The 16,778-nt window shown below is 63.3% G+C and carries 15 protein-coding genes and 1 other RNA gene; 9 read left to right on the top strand and 7 right to left on the bottom strand.

What is annotated here, in order from left to right; all coding sequences use genetic code 11:
* From hflK to O6760_RS17145, 3 genes are all read right to left on the bottom strand, one after another.
* Window positions 1-1,188 carry an FtsH protease activity modulator HflK gene (gene hflK, locus O6760_RS17155; RefSeq protein WP_269580932.1) on the bottom strand — a complete coding sequence of 396 codons (1,188 nt, stop codon included), beginning with the start codon at window positions 1,186-1,188 and terminating at the stop codon, window positions 1-3.
* 228 nt (window positions 1,189-1,416) lie between these two features.
* Window positions 1,417-1,878, bottom strand: a complete 462-nt coding sequence (locus tag O6760_RS17150) for a GNAT family N-acetyltransferase (RefSeq protein WP_269580931.1) — start codon at window positions 1,876-1,878, stop codon at window positions 1,417-1,419.
* Between the two features lie 10 nt (window positions 1,879-1,888).
* Entirely contained in the window at window positions 1,889-2,410 is a 522-nt protein-coding gene (locus O6760_RS17145) for a dihydrofolate reductase (protein ID WP_269580930.1), read from the bottom strand.
* A 161-nt stretch (window positions 2,411-2,571) separates the two neighbouring features.
* On the opposite strand from O6760_RS17145, the gene O6760_RS17140 reads away from it, so the two are divergent.
* The 3 genes from O6760_RS17140 to O6760_RS17130 are packed head-to-tail and all read left to right on the top strand — an operon-like array spanning window position 2,572 to window position 5,033.
* Window positions 2,572-2,946: a TfoX/Sxy family protein gene (locus O6760_RS17140; RefSeq protein WP_269580929.1), complete on the top strand. Its 375-nt coding sequence runs from the start codon at window positions 2,572-2,574 to the stop codon at window positions 2,944-2,946.
* Window positions 2,943-3,623: a DUF2461 domain-containing protein gene (locus tag O6760_RS17135; protein WP_269580928.1), complete on the top strand. Its 681-nt coding sequence runs from the start codon at window positions 2,943-2,945 to the stop codon at window positions 3,621-3,623. Before O6760_RS17140 ends, O6760_RS17135 begins: the two co-directional genes overlap by 4 nt.
* Window positions 3,624-3,683: 60 nt before the next feature.
* A complete protein-coding gene (locus O6760_RS17130; RefSeq protein WP_269580927.1) occupies window positions 3,684-5,033 on the top strand; it encodes a GH1 family beta-glucosidase in 1,350 nt (449 codons plus the stop codon).
* A gap of 367 nt (window positions 5,034-5,400) precedes the next feature.
* On the opposite strand, the gene O6760_RS17125 is transcribed toward O6760_RS17130, so the two are convergent.
* A complete protein-coding gene (locus tag O6760_RS17125) occupies window positions 5,401-6,471 on the bottom strand; it encodes a serine hydrolase domain-containing protein (protein ID WP_269580926.1) in 1,071 nt (356 codons plus the stop codon).
* A 161-nt stretch (window positions 6,472-6,632) separates the two neighbouring features.
* Here O6760_RS17125 and O6760_RS17120 point away from each other — a divergent pair, with 161 nt between their 5' ends.
* Window positions 6,633-8,021 (top strand): multicopper oxidase domain-containing protein, encoded by a 1,389-nt coding sequence (locus O6760_RS17120; protein WP_442969799.1) that lies wholly within the window; start codon window positions 6,633-6,635, stop codon window positions 8,019-8,021.
* Between the two features lie 13 nt (window positions 8,022-8,034).
* Here the strand turns inward: O6760_RS17120 and O6760_RS17115 are convergent, their stop codons facing one another.
* Entirely contained in the window at window positions 8,035-8,829 is a 795-nt protein-coding gene (locus O6760_RS17115) for a thymidylate synthase (protein ID WP_269580924.1), read from the bottom strand.
* A 153-nt stretch (window positions 8,830-8,982) separates the two neighbouring features.
* Here O6760_RS17115 and ssrA point away from each other — a divergent pair.
* From ssrA to O6760_RS17095, 4 genes are all read left to right on the top strand, one after another.
* Window positions 8,983-9,353: a transfer-messenger RNA gene (gene ssrA / locus O6760_RS17110) on the top strand.
* A 173-nt stretch (window positions 9,354-9,526) separates the two neighbouring features.
* Window positions 9,527-10,105, top strand: coding sequence for an SspB family protein (locus O6760_RS17105; RefSeq protein WP_269580923.1), 579 nt, complete (start codon window positions 9,527-9,529; stop codon window positions 10,103-10,105).
* Window positions 10,106-10,132: 27 nt separating this feature from the next.
* The gene (locus O6760_RS17100) at window positions 10,133-10,342 is read left to right on the top strand and encodes a DUF4169 family protein (RefSeq protein WP_269580922.1); all 210 of its coding nucleotides are present in this window, start codon (window positions 10,133-10,135) and stop codon (window positions 10,340-10,342) included.
* Window positions 10,343-10,348: 6 nt separating this feature from the next.
* The gene (locus O6760_RS17095) at window positions 10,349-10,570 is read left to right on the top strand and encodes a ribbon-helix-helix domain-containing protein (protein WP_269580921.1); all 222 of its coding nucleotides are present in this window, start codon (window positions 10,349-10,351) and stop codon (window positions 10,568-10,570) included.
* A gap of 8 nt (window positions 10,571-10,578) precedes the next feature.
* Here the strand turns inward: O6760_RS17095 and O6760_RS17090 are convergent, their stop codons facing one another.
* Together O6760_RS17090 and O6760_RS17085 are read right to left on the bottom strand one after the other, a co-directional pair.
* Entirely contained in the window at window positions 10,579-14,421 is a 3,843-nt protein-coding gene (locus tag O6760_RS17090) for an AsmA family protein (RefSeq protein ID WP_442969798.1), read from the bottom strand.
* A 193-nt stretch (window positions 14,422-14,614) separates the two neighbouring features.
* Window positions 14,615-16,039, bottom strand: a complete 1,425-nt coding sequence (locus tag O6760_RS17085; RefSeq protein ID WP_269580919.1) for an FAD-binding oxidoreductase — start codon at window positions 16,037-16,039, stop codon at window positions 14,615-14,617.
* A 128-nt stretch (window positions 16,040-16,167) separates the two neighbouring features.
* On the opposite strand from O6760_RS17085, the gene O6760_RS17080 reads away from it, so the two are divergent.
* Window positions 16,168-16,662 (top strand): thioesterase family protein, encoded by a 495-nt coding sequence (locus O6760_RS17080; RefSeq protein WP_269580918.1) that lies wholly within the window; start codon window positions 16,168-16,170, stop codon window positions 16,660-16,662.
* Window positions 16,663-16,778 lie beyond the last annotated feature (116 nt).

The following is a 16,778-nucleotide window of genomic DNA, read 5'->3' as shown; positions in this document are numbered from 1 at the left end:
TCAATTTCCTCCGGTCCGTGCCGTCGCGGCGGCGCCGCCGCGCGGGTTCAGGTCATTGAGCGGCAGGAACGGCAGCACGCCAGATCCGGAGGACTCGCTGTCAATGATGATCTTGTTGTTGGAGCCAAGAACCTTTTCCAGGGTCTCCAGGTAAAGGCGCTCACGGGTCACGTCCGGAGCATTCTTGTACTGTTCGTAGATCTTGGTGAAACGCTGGGACTGACCGGTCGCCTCCGCGATCGTCTGCTCCTTGTAGGCGTTGGCTGCTTCAAGAACGCGAGCCGCTTCACCGCGCGCTTCCGGAACGATCCGGTTGGCATAGGCTTCCGCCTCGTTTCGAATACGTTCCTGATCGGCACGGGCCGCCTGGACGTCACGGAACGCGTCGATGACCTGGGAGGGCGGGTCAACGCGCTGCATCTGCACTTCGGCGACCTCGACGCCCGCACGGTAGGTGTCCAGCGTCGCCTGCATCAGGGTGACGACGTCGTTCTGGATGGCCACGCGGTTTTCCGTCAGGATGGCGTCGATGTTGGAACTGCCGACGACTTCGCGCATCGCGCTCTCGGCGACAGCCTTCACGGTGCCTTCCGGATCCTGGATGTTGAACAGGTAGTCGCTGATGCCTTCGCGGGTGTTCTTGATACGCCACAGGACCTTGAAGCCGACATCGACGATGTTCTCGTCACCCGTCAGCATCAGGCTTTCTTCCGGCACGTCGCGCGCACGCACGACGCCGGAGCCGCTGACGGTTTCATCGACCCCGACCGTGGTTTCACGCTGCTGTTCGACCTTGGGCTTGTAGACTTCACCGACCGGGTAGGGCCAGTTGTAGTTGAGGCCCGGAGGCGTCTGATCGGTCACTTCACCGAGCACGAGCTCGACACCGACCTCACCTTCGTCGACGACATAGAAACCGGTCGCCAGCCAACCGATCACGACGACACCAAAGACAATCAGGACACCGATGGTGCCGAGACCGCCGCCGCCACCGCCCGGGAGAACGGTGCGCATGCGGTCCTGCGTGCGTTTGAGGAGCTCTTCCAGGTCCGGCGGGTTGTTGCCGCCCCTGTTCGGACCGCCTCCGCCCCAGGGACCGTTGTTGTTTCCGCCGCCGCCCCAGGGACCGCCGCCGTTTCCGCCACCCTTCCAGGGGCCACCGCCGCCTGACTGATTGCTCCAAGGCATCAAAAATTCCTTCTTCGAGATCCGGCGGAACCCGCCGGACATGGGCATTCGCCCGTTCTGACTCATGGTTGGTTATAGGGAGGTTACCGACCGCTTTCAACGGATAGACCGGCGCCGGAACCTCCTAAAACCCATATGATTTCCCGCGCCGGAGGTGGGTCCTGAAACGGTCACTGTCAAGCCCCGGCGCACATTTGGCCGCACTCTGCCAAAGAGCCTGCCCGAATATCAGGGCCGGATCATGTCGATATGCGGAATTCCGTCCTCCACAAAGGCTTCGGAAACGGTCTCGAATCCGAGCGAGCAGTAGAAGTCTTCAAGGTAGGCCTGTGCACGAACATGGATCCTGCAACCCGGGGCCATTTCACGGGCCTTGTCTATGCCCGCCTGCATCATGGCCCGGCCGAGACCCGAGCCACGGGCTTCGGGCGCGATCACAACACGTCCGATCCGCGCGGTGCTCACCTCCGGCTCGACAAAGATTCGGATGGCCCCCGTTACGGCTTGCGTCGCCGGGTCCTGGATCAGGTAATGCAGCGCCTGCGGATCCTTGCCATCGATATCGGCATAAAACGATGCCTGCTCCAGGATGAAAACATCCTGCCGCAGTTTCAGCAGGCCATAGAGCTGCTGAAGGCTGAGTTGGTCGAAGGCCGCCCATTGGGCAGTCATTGCATCTGGAATGGTCATCGCGTCCGGGTCACGTCCCATCCGCCTTGCGGCGATAGCTGACAAAGGTGAAATCCGCGCTGTCGCGCTCCGTGCGCGCGCCCGGCACCCGGGACGTTTCCTGCCAGACCTGCGGGCTGATTTCGGGAAACCGCGTGTCGCCCGATGGCGCCGCATCGACCTCGGTAATTTCAAGCCGGTCGGCCCGGGGCATGGCCTGGGCGTAGATCTGGCCACCGCCGATGCACATGATTTCGCCGACGCCGAGATCTGCCGCAAGAGCCGCTCCGCGCTCAAGAGCCGCGTCGAAGGACAGCGCACGCTCGGCTCCCTCCGGTGCGTAGCCGGGATCGCGCGAGATCACGATATGCGGCCGTCCGGGAAGCGGCTTGCCGCCGAAGGACAGGAACGTCTTGCGTCCCATGATCACGGGTCTGCCGAGCGTGAGGCTCTTGAAATGTTTCAGGTCGGACGACAGCCTCCAGGGCATGTCATTGTCCGCGCCGATGATCCCGTTGCGTGCCACGGCGGCGATCAAGACGAGTTCGGGCAAGCAGTCCTCCGAATCCGGTTTTCTTTCCTCAACGGGCCTCCTAGCATGAATTTGAAGCGCGATGGCAGTGCATGCGATTTTCTTTTGGCCCTGCTGTCGGTTTTTGCCGGTCTGGAACGTCCTGGAAAGGTGATCACGAACTGAAGGGAGTATTGCAACCCATGTCGGACTTGATGGACACCGTTCTGATCGAACGCACCCGTTCGTTCATTCCCGATGGCAATGTCGAGCAGAAACGCATGTTCGGCGGCACCTGTTTCATGGTCAACGGCAACATGCTGGTCTGCGTGTCGAAACGCGGTCTCATGGCCCGCGTCGGCAAGGACCAGGAAGCCGCGGCCCTGTCGAAACCGCACGCCTCGCAATGCCGGCCGACCGGTCGGCCGATGCCCGGCTTCATCCGGATCGAGCCGGACGGCATCGAGACGGACGAGGATCTGAAGGACTGGGTCGAGATGGCCCGGACCTACGTCTGCGCCCTGCCGCCCAAGGCCGCGAAGCCGAAAAAGACAAGAACCGGAAAGGCCGCCCGATGACATCCGCCGGATTTCAGTCGGAGACCTTCCGCTTCCTGGAAGACCTCGCCGCCAACAATTCCAGGGACTGGTTCGAAGCCCACAAGGCGGACTACCAGCGGTTTGTCAAGAAACCGGCCGACGCGTTCCGGCCCGCGCTTCTGCATGCGCTTGAAGAGGTCACCGGACACGCCCTTGCCTCCAAGCAGTTTCGCATCAACCGGGACCTCCGGTTCTCTAAGGACAAGACGCCCTACAACACCCACATCCGCATGGCCTTCTGGCCGAGCGGTGCCACCTTCGCAGGCAAGGAAGCGCAGCCACCCGGATTCTTCCTGTCCGTCGAACGCGATCACCTGCGTTTCGGGACCGGCTGCATGGCCTTCTCCAAAGCGGTTCTTGGCGCTTACCTGCACGCCCTCGAGACAGGCGACGGCGAAACGATCGCGGGTTTGCTAACGGACCTGGAAAGGCAGGGTTTCGAGATTTCCGAACCGGATCTTGCCAGGATCCCGCGCGGTTTCCCAAAGGATCATCCTCACGCGGAGCTGGCCAGGCACAAGGGCCTGGCCGTCTGGAAGTCGCTTCCGGACACCAAGGCGGTTCTCGGCGACGGGGCTGTCGCGACACTGGTGGAAAGCTGGGCGCCGAGCCTGCCCTTCTGGAAATACTTTCTGAGCCTGCAGGAAAAAGCTTGATCCAAAGCGCTTTGAAACCTATCACCTCGGCATGCTCCCACGACCATGAGACGAGATTCGATGGTGTCCCCAAAAGACCTTGCAAAGCGCTTCCCCGATGATTTCCAGTTTGGCGTGGCGACCGCCGCCTACCAGATCGAGGGCGCTGTGGCCGAGGACGGCCGCAAACCGAGTATCTGGGACGCGTTTTCGAAGATGCCGGGCCGGGTCTACAAGGGCCACACGGGTGACGTCGCCTGCGACCATTATCATCGCTGGGAAGACGATCTCGACCTGATCCGGTCACTGGGCGTCGACGCCTACCGCTTCTCGATTGCCTGGCCGCGCATCCTGCCGGACGGCCGTGGCCAGGTGAACGAAAAGGGGCTCGACTTCTACGACCGCCTGATCGACGGCATGGTCGCCCGCGGCCTCAAGGTCTACCCGACGCTGTACCACTGGGACCTGCCCCTGATGCTGGCGGGTGACGGCGGCTGGACGGCGCGCAGCACGGCGGAGGCCTTTGCCGACTATGCCGCAATCGTGGTCCGGCGGCTCGGCGACCGCATGGACGCGCTGGCGACCATCAACGAACCCTGGTGCATTTGCCACCTCAGCCATCTCTACGGCATCCATGCGCCCGGCGAAAAGAGCCCGGAGGCATTTGCCGCCGCCGTTCATACGCTGAATCTCGCCCACGGCCTCGGTGTTCAGGCCGCCCGCTCTGAACGCGCCGACCTGCCGATGGGCATCGTGCTCAATGCCTATTCCATCTATCCGGCCACCGACCGGCCGGAAGACAAGGCCGCCGCGCAGCGGGCCTTCACGTTCCACAACGGGGTTTTCTTCGAGCCGCTCTTCGAAGGTGCCTATCCGGCGGACTTCCTGACGGCCTTCGGCACCTCGATGGACATTCGCGAAGGAGACCTGGACACGATCAGCCAGCCGCTGGACTGGTGGGGCCTGAATTACTACACCCCCTGGCGGGTGCGCGAGGACAGCGACCTGGAGGCGGACTATCCGCAAGCCGTGGCGGTGCCGCCGAATGAAGCTGTTCCCGTGACGGATATCGGCTGGGAGGTCTTTTCGCCAGGCCTTTCCGATCTCCTCAAGGACCTCCACGCGCGCTATTCCCTGCCCGACTGCTACATCACCGAGAACGGTGCCTGCTACAATGACGAGCCCGTTGACGGCGTCATCGACGACAAGGGCCGGATCGACTATCTCGCCGCGCATTTCGGCGCGATTGCCGACGCCCGCGAGGCCGGCGTGCCGGTCCGCGGCTATTTCCTGTGGAGCCTGATGGACAATTTCGAATGGGCCGAAGGTTACCGGATGCGCTTCGGCATCGTCCATGTCGACTATGACAGCCAGGTGCGCACCCCCAAGGCCAGCGCGCTCTGGTATCGGGCGTTGCTGGTGGCGCGGTAGGTTTGGCCGGACTAAGGCATCCTGCAGCGTCTGCACCCAATTCAGCGTCATGCTGAGGAGCTGCGTTAGCGGCGTCTCGAAGGACGACCGCTTGCTCTGTTGCCAGGCAGGCGCCTGAAGCCGCTCCTTCGAGACGGACCTGTCGGTCCTCCTCAGGATGACGGCGGAGTGTGTGGAGAGGCCGTTCTGCAGGTTTGCCGCAAAGGCATATCTTTTTTGAGCCGGCCCCTCCTTCAGCGTCATCCTGAGGAGCCGCGTTAGCGGCGTCTCGAAGGACGAGCTGCTTGCTCTGGTGCCTGAGGCCACTCCTTCGAGACGCGCGCTAGCGCGCTCCTCAGGATGACGACGGAGTTTGTGGCAGATTCAGTCACACCCTGACCAGGTTCGCCAGGATGATCTCGCTCCACACCCTGGTCGGCGGGATCCAGGCGTTCCAGTTGTTGTAGTTGCCGGAAAAGATGACGGCGGCCACGTCCGCCTTCGGGCACAGGAACAGCCGCTGGCCGCCATTGCCGAAACCGGCGAACCAGGGCACCGGCCCGCCGAGCGCCGGGACCGGCGCCTGACCGCAGAACCAGAAATAGCCGTAATCCGGCCCCTCCCCCGTCGCGATCACCGGCCTCAGGGAGGCCGTCAGCCAGGCTTCGGGAACGATCCGGTGGTCCTGCCAGAGCCCGTTGCCCAGTACCAGACGACCGATCTTCAGCAGATCCGGCGCGCTCAAGCGCAGGCCGGAAGCCGGGGAATGGGTTCCGTCCGGACCGGCGGCCCATTCGAAGGTTTCGATGCCGAGCGGTGAAAACAACCTCTCGCGTGCGAAATCCGGCAGTTTTCTGCCCGTGCCGCGCTGCAGGATCTCGCCGACCAGCGCTGTCGCGCCGCCGCTGTAGATCCAGCGCGCGCCCGGCTCGGCCACAAAGGGGCGCTCCAGGATATAGCGGTAGCGGTCCGGTGCCATTTCCATGGCAATCTCGCTGTTTTCCGGATCGGTATAGGGACGGGTTTCGTCCCACTCCATGCCGAGCGTCATGGTCAGCGCGTGTTCGATCGTCAATTGCTGTCTTTGCGGATCGGCGGCGAGATCCGGATAGTCCGGAAACAGGTCGAGGATCGGCGTGTCGAGACGCGGCACCTCGCCCCGTTCCAGGGCAATCCCGTAAAGCAGGCTGACGATGCTTTTCGATACCGAGCGCAGGTCGTGCAGCGTGTCCGCGGCGAAGGACACGTCACCGATGGACCGGCCCCAGTTCTCATCCGGGCCGCTGCCGTAACTTTCCAGGACCGTCTCGCCGCCCCTCTCCGCCAGCACCACATGCAGGTGCGGCAACAGACCGGCCTCGGCGCCTGCGCAGAGCCTGCGGCCGATCGACGTGTCAAAGCCGCGCCGCTCGGCGGCGAGCGCATGCGGTGAAAGGGAAAGCCCGCCAGATGAAACCATTGCCTGAAATTCCTGAAGTCAAATCCGGAAGTAGAGTGCGCAGTCTCGCGCCGAATTGCGAATGTTTTTTGACCAATTGCAAGCAGTTTCCATCTTGACCTTCCCCCAACTGGAACCATCATGAGTCCTGAAGGCGGCGGCAAAGGCACTCCGGGAGTTCAATGGTGAATCGCAGATCGTTTCTGAAAACGTCCTTGGCCGGATGTGCCGCAACATTGCTGCCGAAGTTTTCCCTGGCAAAAACCACGGACGGTGTCCTGGAGCTGACCGCGCAAAAGGGCCAGGCCCGGCTCTATGGCGAGGACGGCGGCCTCTCCGACCTGTGGCTCTACAACGGCAAGCTGCCGGGTCCGGAAATCCGGGTGAAACGCGGTGAGCGCGTTCGGGTCCGGTTCCGCAACCAACTGGACGAACCGACCTCCGTGCACTGGCACGGCATCCGCATCGACAATGCCATGGACGGCGTCGCCGGCCTGACCCAGGCGCCGGTGGAGCCCGGGGAAAGTTTCGACTACGATTTCATCGCGCCCGACGCCGGCACCTACTGGTACCACGCCCACACGATGAGCTGGAACCAGGTGCCACGCGGCCTTGCCGGCCCGCTGATCGTCGAGGAAGACGAACAGCTGTTCGATCTGGAACGCGACATCACGCTGATGCTGAGCGACTGGCGCCTGGATGAAGACGGTACCCTGGAAACCGCCAGCTTCGGTGCCATGCATGACTTCTCCCATGCCGGACGGCTGGGCAACTGGCTGACGATCAACGGCGTCTCCATGCCGGAGATCCCGCTGCAGCAGGGGCGCTGGCACCGCATCCGCCTGATCAATTCGTCCGCGTCCCGGGTGCTGGATCTGGCCCCGTCCCGCTTCGGTGCCAAGGTGATCGCCCTGGACGGCCAACCCTTCGAGACCCCGCGCGACATGGACGGCACGCTGCAGCTTGCCCCGGCGCAGCGGATGGATCTTGTCATGCGACCCGGGGAAACAGGGGACATTCCCTTCGAGACCATGACCGGCAAGCCGTTCACCTTCGCCACCTTCAAGGTCGGCGACGGCAAGGGAGACGACCTTCCACTGAAACAGCCCGCGATCAACAGGCTGCCGGAACCTGACCTGGAGGCCGCCTGGGAGATCCCGCTGCTGATGGCGGGCGGAGCCATGGGGGGCATGCGTTCGATGATGGACGGCCGCACGCGGGAAGAACTCAACCAGATGATGCAGGACGGCCTGTTCTGGGTCCTTAACGGCAAGGCCGGCATGGGCGACGAGCCGATGTTCAAGGCCAGCCGCGGCGACACCATCCTCATCGAAAGCCGCAACGACACCGCCTTTGCCCATGCCATGCATCTGCACGGACATCATTTCCGTGTGCTGGAACGCAACGGCAAAAACCTGGAGCATCCGGACTGGCGGGACACCTTCACCACGGTGCCGGAGGAAACGGTCAAGATCGCCTTCGTCGCCGACAATCCCGGCAAGTGGCTGCTCCATTGCCACATGCTGGGCCATGCGGCCTCGGGCATGACGACCTGGTTCGAGGTGGCTTAGGCAATCTCCGGGATCACACCGCGATCGGCGCCGCGATGTGCGGGTGCGGGTCGTAACCGGTGAGCTCGAAATCCTCGAATTTGAACGCGAACAGATCCGTCACATCCGGATTGATCTTCATTTCCGGCAAAGCGCGCGGTGTGCGGGTCAGCTGCTCGCGCGCCTGGTCAAAATGGTTGGAATAGAGGTGGGCGTCGCCGAATGTGTGCACGAAGTCTCCCGGTTTCAGGCCGGTGACCTGGGCGACCATCATGGTCAGCAACGCATAGGAGGCGATGTTGAAGGGCACGCCCAGGAACACATCCGCCGAGCGCTGGTAGAGCTGGCAGGAGAGCCTGCCGTCGGCGACATAGAACTGGAACAGGGAATGGCAGGGTGGCAGGGCCATTTCGTCGACCAGCGCCGGGTTCCAGGCCGAGACGATCAGCCGGCGACTTTCCGGATTGGTGCGGATCATGGTGAGCAGATTGGCGATCTGATCAATGGAGCGGCCATCCGGCGCCGGCCAGGAGCGCCACTGGTAGCCGTAGACCGGACCGAGTTCGCCGTTCTCGTCGGCCCAGTCGTCCCAGATCCTGACGCCGTGCTCCTTCAGGTAACGGATGTTGGTGTCACCGGCGAGGAACCAGAGCAGCTCGTGAATGATCGATCTCAGGTGCAGCTTCTTGGTCGTGACCACCGGAAAGCCTGCCGACAGGTCGAAGCGCATCTGATGGCCGAAAATGGAGCGCGTGCCCGTGCCGGTGCGGTCGCCCCGGTCGACGCCCTCCTCCAGGATTTTCGACAGGAGATCGAGATACTGCTGCACGTGAGAGGCCTCTGCTCGCCGGGTTTCTGCTGTTGGGGTTAATGTGGCAGATTTTCGTAAAAACACAGCCCTTGGCGCCGACTTTCCCCAGCTTGCGTCCGCCTTTGTGGATCAATCCGCCGTGAGCCGGCAAACAGGAGCGAAAAGCGAAAGCCCCTTTCAATTCAAACGCAGAACCCCTATATCAGGCGTGCTGGTTCGCCAGCTATGGCAATAAACTGTCAGTGCAATAAACCTATCGGACCCGGGGGCGGTACCCGGCGCCTCCACCCAAGCCCATGAGGCTTAAGCTTTTGGAACCTCATGGGTTTCGGCGGGGGCGAAATAGGATCGACGAGGGCGTAAAGACTGTGCTTTTGCTCGGCATTGTACCACCGTTATCGGGCTGTTCTAATAGTTGCAAATGACAACTATGCTATGGACAACGCTGTCGCAGCGTAATGCTGCGCCGGTAGTCCACTAAGTCCTGTTGGGTAGCACCATCGGGCGGGGTTCGGAGGCACCTGGCAACAGAAGCCTCCACTGATCTTTCCACTTTTTTCAAGTGTCCTAGTTTGTTCCGGTAGGCACACAGCAAATCCGGAGCGAAGCGGCACATTAATCTGGGTTCACCGGGAAAAGAGCCTTTTCTTTTTGATCCCGTCCCGTCAATGTGCTGCAGAGAGACAACATTCCCAGCGAGATTCGATCAATACTGATGTCTGAAGACCTTCTGCGATACGACATTCTGATCCAGGACGCGCTGCGTGGCGCGGTCAAGAAAATCCTTGCCGAAGTCGGACGCACCGGGCTGCCCGGGGACCATCACTTTTATATCGCCTTCGACACCAATGCCCCCGGGGTGCGCATTTCCCAGCGCCTGAAAGAGCGCTACCCGCAGGAAATGACCATCGTGCTGCAACACCAGTTCTGGGACCTTGCCATCGGTGAGCACGCCTTCGAGGTCGGCCTGTCCTTCGGCGGCGTTCCGGAAAAGCTGCTGGTCCCCTTCTCGGCCATCAAGGGCTTCTTCGATCCTTCCGTCCAGTTTGCCCTGGAGTTCGATCCGGGCAAGACGGCCGAGGAACTTCCCGAGGAGCTCCTGGAAGCCGTGGAAGAGCTCGCCAAGGCCGAGCAGGAGCATGCGGACAGCCAGTCCAAGGCCGGCGACCAGGACGACAGCAAGGAAGCGGCCAGCGCGGCCCCCGACAACACGGACGACGTAACCACCAAGACACCTGCCGGCGAGGGCGGCGGCGAAGTGGTTTCGCTGGACGCGTTCCGCAAGAAGACCTGATCCGAAGGCACTTTTCGGGAGAGACCCATGAGCGCGGAGATCATCAATCTGCGCATGGCGCGCAAACACAAGCAACGTCAGGACAAGGACAAGGCCGCGGAAGACAACCGCCGCAAGTTCGGCCGAACCAAGGCCGAACGTGAGGCCGCCCGCAAGCGGCGGGAGGACCTTGAACACCACGTCGACGGTCACAAGCTGGGCCAGGATGATCCGTCCGGCAACGACACCGGCAGCTGAAGTCTGATGGCGCTGATCAAACGCTCCCTCTCCCTGCACGGCCACCGCACAAGCCTTGCCCTCGAACCCGAATTCTGGGACGTCGTTGACGGGTTTGTTGCCTCGGAGAGGCGGTCCCTGGCGGGGCTGATCGCCGAAATCGACGACAACCGCGATCCGGACGATCCGTTGTCGTCGGCGGTCAGGGTCTGGGCGTTGAAGCGGGTAAAAACATCAGCAATGAACTGAACCGGAGCCTACTGTGCCCCGGGCAGCACCAGCGGTCCGCCGACATCCTGGGTGATCAGGTCACCGATGGAAACGGGCGGCTCGAGCGGGGGCAGGCTGTTGGCCGGTTTGGCGGCCGGCGCCGCCGCCGGGGCTGATATGGCATCCGCGCCGGGTGTTTCCAGAAGCGCCCGGATGCGATCCGCAAACGGTTCGGCCGGTTCGGCAGGTACCACGCTGCCCTGTTGGCTAGGCTCCGGTTTGGCCGGCACCTCGGTGGTGACCGCCGCTGTATCAGCCGCCGGTGCGCTTTCTTGCGGCAAAGCCGAATTCTCCTGCTCCTCCTGAGCGGGATCGGCATTGCCGGACTGTTCTTCCTCGAGACGCAGGCGCTCTTCCTCGGCCTTGCGCGCCGCCTCTTCGGCCAGGCGCACGCGGCGGGCTTCCGCTTCCCTCTGCCGTTTCAGTTCGCGCATCAGGCGGTCCCGCTCCAGGATTTCCGCCTGCAGCTTTTCCACCCGCTCAACCTCCTGTTCGAAGGCGCGCAGGGTCAGGTAGGCGGTGAACGGCGCGATGTCTACCCGACGGGCGGGCACGTCGACCGGCCCCTGGAACAGCAGCCCGACCTGGGGTTCCGCCCCGGTGACCGCGTCCTCGCCGGGATCGACCTTCAGCGAGAAGTCCGCATCCAGATCATATGTGCCGAGATCCACCTCGGCCGACCCGAAGATTTCGGCACGCTCGGAATCGACCACCACATTGCGGGCACTGAGGCGTCCGCCGACCATGGTCAGCGTGCCGTCGACACGCTGGAACGGCAGGCTGCCCGCGGCCATGTGACTGACAAAGACTTCGCGGATCTTGTCATCGGCCAGTTCCAGTCCCGCGTCCACGGCCCGGGTCACCAGCGGGAAGGCCTGCGGATTGAGGCCCCGGAACTCGCCGTTTTCCATGACGAACGTGCCACCGCCGGTGAGCCCGGTCACGATGGCGGAGATCGACCGGCCGGCACCTTCGAATTCCAGGAACAGGTCGAGCGTGCCGGAAGCGACCGCCCGGCCGCTCGGCCGCCAGGCGACCTGGCGCAGATCGGCGCCGTCGAGCTTGACCCGTCCCGAAGCCGCCGCCTCCGCCTCCGTGCGGCGGATCGACAGACTGCCTTCCAGGCTGCCACCGGCAAACGCGCCTGAAAGCCCGTCCAGACGCAACAGGGTGGGTGACAGGCGCAGCTCGGCGCGCGGCCCGGTCACTTCGGTTTCCTCGTCAAGGCGCAACCGGTCGGCCTCGAAGGCCAGCGTGACATCGACGCCGTCCATAAGCGGCGCTCCAAACGGCGCAACCGGCCAGATGCTGGAACCGTCCCCCGCCCCGAACCACTGGTCTGGGCCAAGCACAAGTTCGGTCAGGCCGCGCAAATCGGCCTGATTGACGGAAAGTTCACCGGAAAAGCGGCGGTTGCGTTCTCCGGGTGCTGGCTCCAGGTCCCCTTCCAGGCGGGCCTTGAAGCGGGTTTCACCAACCTCGCCTTCGGCTCTGGAAATGGCGAGCGCACTGCCGACCCCTTCCAGATCGACGGAAAGCTCTGCGGGGATCGTGCCGGTCATGACGGGCATGACCCGCCCGGCCATCAGCGCCAGCGGTGCGAGATCTCCGGTTTGTGCCTTGAGCGCCAGGCGGTATTCAGGCTCTGCGTCCTCGGCAAGTGTCAGGGAACCGGAGCCGTCAAGCCGCGTGTCCCCCACGGCCGCGGCCAGTTCGACGGACAGCCCCTCTTCGGGCCTGCCGGATGCGGAGAGCGACAACTGTCCCGTTCCCGCCGTCTCCACCGGGATCACGTCAAGGCCAAGCTGCTGCAGCATCTTGCCGCCATCGGGGCCTTTGAGGGCGAGCGACAGGTCGATATCGGCGGCATGCCAATCATCGACACGCCCCTTCAGGGCCGCCTGCAGCGCGGTTTCCGCCCCGCCCGCCGTGCCGTCAAGGCGCAGGGACATGTCCGTTGCATCAGCGGCGGCGGCCGCCTTCAGCTCCGCATCGAATTTCGCGGGAACAAGGCTGGCCGCGGCCTTTTCCAGCCGCTCGGCGAACACCGTTTCCGGAAAGAGACTGCCGGTCAGCGCCACAAGCCCTGACAGGTCCCTGGCGTCAAGCGTCCCGGCAACGGCCCCTTCGGGTGCCGAGAACAGGTTGCGGATGTCACCGGAAACATCCAGCCGGGCACCGGCCAGGTCATCGGCGAACAGGCGGTCGATGCGCACGCCGCCATCGGAATATTCCGCCTCCAGCGTCAGCCCCTCGCCCTCGACGCCGCGCGCGACGACTTCCCGTGCGCGCAGGCGGACGGATACATCCAGCCCGGTCGGATCCTGCGTGTTGCCCGCGGCATTGCGCTCGGGCCGGATCAGGGCGGCAAGTCCCTCGACCTGGTCGAGATCAAGACGGTCCGCGTCAAGGCTGAGCGAAAACACCGAATTGCCGTTGCGCGGCTTGCGATAGGCCATGCCGCCGCGCGCCTCGGCGCCGGCAAGCGTGACACGCAGATTGTCCAGCGCCGCCCCTTCCGGCACGAGGTTCAGCCGGCCTTCCACGGACACCGGTTCCATGGTGCTGACGCCGATATCCTTCTGGCGCCACCAGCCCAGGAGCGAGCCCGGCTGGTCGGAACTGACCGAAACGGCGCCGCGATAGGTCATGGCCGGCTTCAGTCCGAGATCGCCCTGGGTCGCGACGGTGGTGCGCCCGGGCAGACGCCCCGCCAGCCGGGCGATACGCCAGCCGCCCAGCATGGTTTCCAGGTCAAGCCGCACATTCTGGATGATGCCGCCCCCGGCTACCAGCGCCGGCACATCCATCGATATCGCGCCGTCGATGGACGGCAGCGGTACGGCGCGCAGGGCCGCGATCAGTTGCGCACCGGCGGATTCAATGTCGACCGGCGCCTGGGGACCGCCGCCTAGCAGCCTGTCGAGATCGATCTGCTTTGACTTGGCCCGGACCACAAACCGCTTGTCGCCCGCATAGACGAGGTCGGCATTGCCGCTCATGCTCAGGCGCCGGTCCTCCGGACCATAGCGGAACTCGAACTCCGGGACGGACACTTCGGCGATGTCGGCGGCAAACGTGCCTTCCGCCAGCCAGATGTTCTCTGCATCCTCCTCCAGGGCGACGGAGGCAATGCCAAAGTCGCCTTCGAAAGCCGGCGCCGCGTCGACTTCCTGCAGCACGCCGTCAAATGTGAAATTGACCGGCATGTCGGTCGGTGTGACTTCACCCTTGATACGTATGCCGGTCTCGTCCCGCGCCTGCCCCGTCGCAAGGCTCACCATGTAGGGCGCGTCATTCAGCGTCAGGCTGCCCGATGCCTTGAACGGCCCGGCCAGCGTGCGGGCGGAAACCGACAGATTGCCGTTGTCGATCCGGTGGGTTTCACCCGACCTGGCATCCACGATCGTCAGGGCGCCGTCACGGATCGACACCTTTTCAAAGGCAAGGTCCTGCGGCGCGAGCTTGGCCAGGGCGCCATCCGACGTCATCGCTGTCAGCCAGTCCAGCCGGCCGTCCTCGTCCAGCGCAAGCGACAGGTGCGGACGATCCAGTTCCATTTCGAGGACCCGGATCTCGCCTTTCAGGAGCGGCGGAAGCTCTATGCGCATGTCGAATTTGGAGACCACCAGAAGCGGGTCCTCCGCTTCCCCGACACGAACATCGGAAAAACTGATCGAGGGCGCCGGCAGCAACCGCAGATCGGCCTCTCCCAGAACGGTCACCCGATGTCCGAGCGCACGCTCCGCGTAGGTCTCGAAAGTGGAGCGGTAATTCGTCCAGTCGATAAAATACGGCCCCACCAGTGCTGCCACCAGCACCAGGATCACGGTTATTCCCAAAGTGATGTAGACGGAGTTCAGGCCTTGTCTCCTTGTTCTCCAAAGTCACCGGAAATCAGACCGGATAGCTGTACCTGATGACTGCTGCACTGCAAATACGGAATTGTTTCCGGCAGGCAACCTGTCGCAACTCGACCGGAGGTCAGCCGGATCGAGCTTGCCGGTCTGATTCGATACAATATCACGACTGCGGCAGGATCTTGCCGGGATTCATAATATTGTGGGGATCCAGGGCCTGCTTGACCGCCCGCATGACCTCCAGTGCCTCGCCGTGTTCACGCGCCATGTATTTCTGTTTTCCCTGCCCGACGCCATGTTCGCCTGTGCAGGTGCCGCCCATGTCGATGGCCCGGAGCGACAGGCGTTCGACAAATTTCTCGGTCCGGTGCTTTTCCTCCGGATCGTCCAGATTCACCAGGACCTGGACGTGAAAATTGCCGTCGCCGACATGTCCGACGATGGGAGCCAGGAACCCCTCCGCGCGAATATCCTCGGCGGTTTCGGCAACACAATCCGCCAGGCGCGAGATCGGTACGCACACATCCGTGACCATGATATCGGCGTCCGGTTTGAGTGCCTTGCCGGCCCAGTAGGCGTCGTGACGCGCCGTCCAAAGACGGGTCCGGTCCTCCGCGGCCGTTGCCCATTCGAACGGACCGCCGCCGAACTCCTCGGCAATCGAGGAAAACATCTCCGACTGCTCGCGCACACTGGCTTCGGAACCATGGAACTCGAGAAACAGGGTCGGCGTCTCCGCCAGGCCGAGCTTCGAATAGATGTTGCAACCGCGGATCTGAACCTCGTCGAGAAGCTCGATACGGGCCACCGGCAGCCCCATCTGGATGGTGGTGCTGACCGCGTTGCAGGCCGAGGCGACATCCGGGAACGGGCAGATCCCGCCGGAGATCGCTTCCGGCTGGCCATGCAGGCGCAGGGTGAGTTCCGTGATCACGCCGAGTGTCCCCTCGGACCCGACAAAGAGGCGGGTGAGGTCGTAGCCGGCCGACGACTTTTTCGCGCGCCCTCCTGTCTTGATGATGCGTCCGTCCGCGGTCACCACGGTCAGTCCGAGCACCGCGTCCTTCATGGTGCCGTAGCGCACCGCGTTGGTGCCGGAGGCTCGGGTCGCGGCCATGCCGCCCAGCGACGCGTCGGCGCCGGGATCGATGGGAAAGAACAGGCCCGTGTCGCGGATGTAACTGTTCAACTGCTTGCGCGTGACGCCGGCCTGAACCCGGCAATCGAGGTCGGCCGCATTCACCTCAAGAACCGCATTCATCCGAGACAGGTCAATCGACACGCCCCCGAACGGCGCGTTGACATGGCCTTCCAGGGAGGAGCCGGCACCGAAGGCGATGACAGGCACCCCGGCATGCGCGCAGATCTTCACGGCATCCGCCACATCCTCGGTCGATTCGGCAAAAACGACCGCTTCGGGCGGCTGGTTCTTCAGCCAGGTGGTGGTGTGCCCGTGCTGTTCGCGCAGCGCCGCGGACGTGGAGCAGCGGTTGGCGAACCTGTCCTTCAGCTGGGAGATAACGGCGGCAATCCCGCTTTTTCCATCAACGGTTTGGGTGTTGTCCGTCGTCGTCGCCAATTCCGGCATTTTCTGTCCTCCAGAGCGCACGGCTTTGGCTGTGCGGTCAAAATCTGAATATGTTAGCGCGAGCCCGAAAGGTCAAAGCCAAACCGGGCACCGACGCTCAACGTTCTGATACCACCCGGAGGAAATGTATGACAGAGACCTGGAAGCCGGAACCCGTCGAAAGCAGCCTGATGACGGTCAGGTCGGACTGGATTGACTATAACGGCCACCTGAACATGGCCTACTACAATGTGCTCTTCGACACGGCTGTCGATGAGGTTTTCAACCGTCTGGGACTCGGTCCGGACTATGTCAAAACCCGTGGGGCCTCGTATTTCAGCGCCGAGGTCCATGTCTGCTACGTGCGTGAACTGAGCGAAGGCATGCCGGTGATCGCGACGCTGCAACTCATCGATTTCGACGGCAAACGGGCCCATTTCTACCAGGAACTGCGCCACGCGGAAGAGCGGTGGCTGTCGGCGACCTCAGAGCAGATGAGCCTTCACGTCGACATGAACGCCCGCAAGGTGGCGCCCTGGCCCGAAGACATCCTGGCGAACCTGACAGCGCTCGGGAAAGCCCATGCAGGCCTGCCCCGTCCGGAACGCGCTGGCCGGCATATCGAAATCCGGAAAAAGGGCTGATTGCGCGGTCAAACCGGCGCAAAACCATGTGAACAGGCCGGCTTGCCCGATCGCCGGCCTGTTCTTTCGAACCGACTCGGGCACAATGGCTTCCACAGCAAACCGCACACCGCACG

The organism is Roseibium sp. Sym1 (assembly GCF_027359675.1).
In the GTDB taxonomy this organism is placed as follows: domain Bacteria; phylum Pseudomonadota; class Alphaproteobacteria; order Rhizobiales; family Stappiaceae; genus Roseibium.
The sequence above is the reverse complement of the archived record's forward strand: the minus strand, read 5'-3'. Positions and strand labels throughout refer to the sequence as shown.

Bases quoted from the DNA above. Each gene is read 5' to 3' on its own strand.
- hflK (WP_269580932.1), bottom strand. From the start codon at position 1,188: ATGCCTTGGAGCAATCAGTCAGGCGGCGGTGGCCCCTGGAAGGGTGGC.
- O6760_RS17150 (WP_269580931.1), bottom strand. From the start codon at position 1,878: ATGACCATTCCAGATGCAATGACTGCCCAATGGGCGGCCTTCGACCAA.
- O6760_RS17140 (WP_269580929.1), top strand. From the start codon at position 2,572: ATGTCGGACTTGATGGACACCGTTCTGATCGAACGCACCCGTTCGTTC.
- O6760_RS17135 (WP_269580928.1), top strand. From the start codon at position 2,943: ATGACATCCGCCGGATTTCAGTCGGAGACCTTCCGCTTCCTGGAAGAC.
- O6760_RS17130 (WP_269580927.1), top strand. From the start codon at position 3,684: ATGGTGTCCCCAAAAGACCTTGCAAAGCGCTTCCCCGATGATTTCCAG.
- O6760_RS17125 (WP_269580926.1), bottom strand. From the start codon at position 6,471: ATGGTTTCATCTGGCGGGCTTTCCCTTTCACCGCATGCGCTCGCCGCC.
- O6760_RS17120 (WP_442969799.1), top strand. From the start codon at position 6,633: ATGGTGAATCGCAGATCGTTTCTGAAAACGTCCTTGGCCGGATGTGCC.
- O6760_RS17105 (WP_269580923.1), top strand. From the start codon at position 9,527: ATGTCTGAAGACCTTCTGCGATACGACATTCTGATCCAGGACGCGCTG.
- O6760_RS17100 (WP_269580922.1), top strand. From the start codon at position 10,133: ATGAGCGCGGAGATCATCAATCTGCGCATGGCGCGCAAACACAAGCAA.
- O6760_RS17095 (WP_269580921.1), top strand. From the start codon at position 10,349: ATGGCGCTGATCAAACGCTCCCTCTCCCTGCACGGCCACCGCACAAGC.
- O6760_RS17085 (WP_269580919.1), bottom strand. From the start codon at position 16,039: ATGCCGGAATTGGCGACGACGACGGACAACACCCAAACCGTTGATGGA.
- O6760_RS17080 (WP_269580918.1), top strand. From the start codon at position 16,168: ATGACAGAGACCTGGAAGCCGGAACCCGTCGAAAGCAGCCTGATGACG.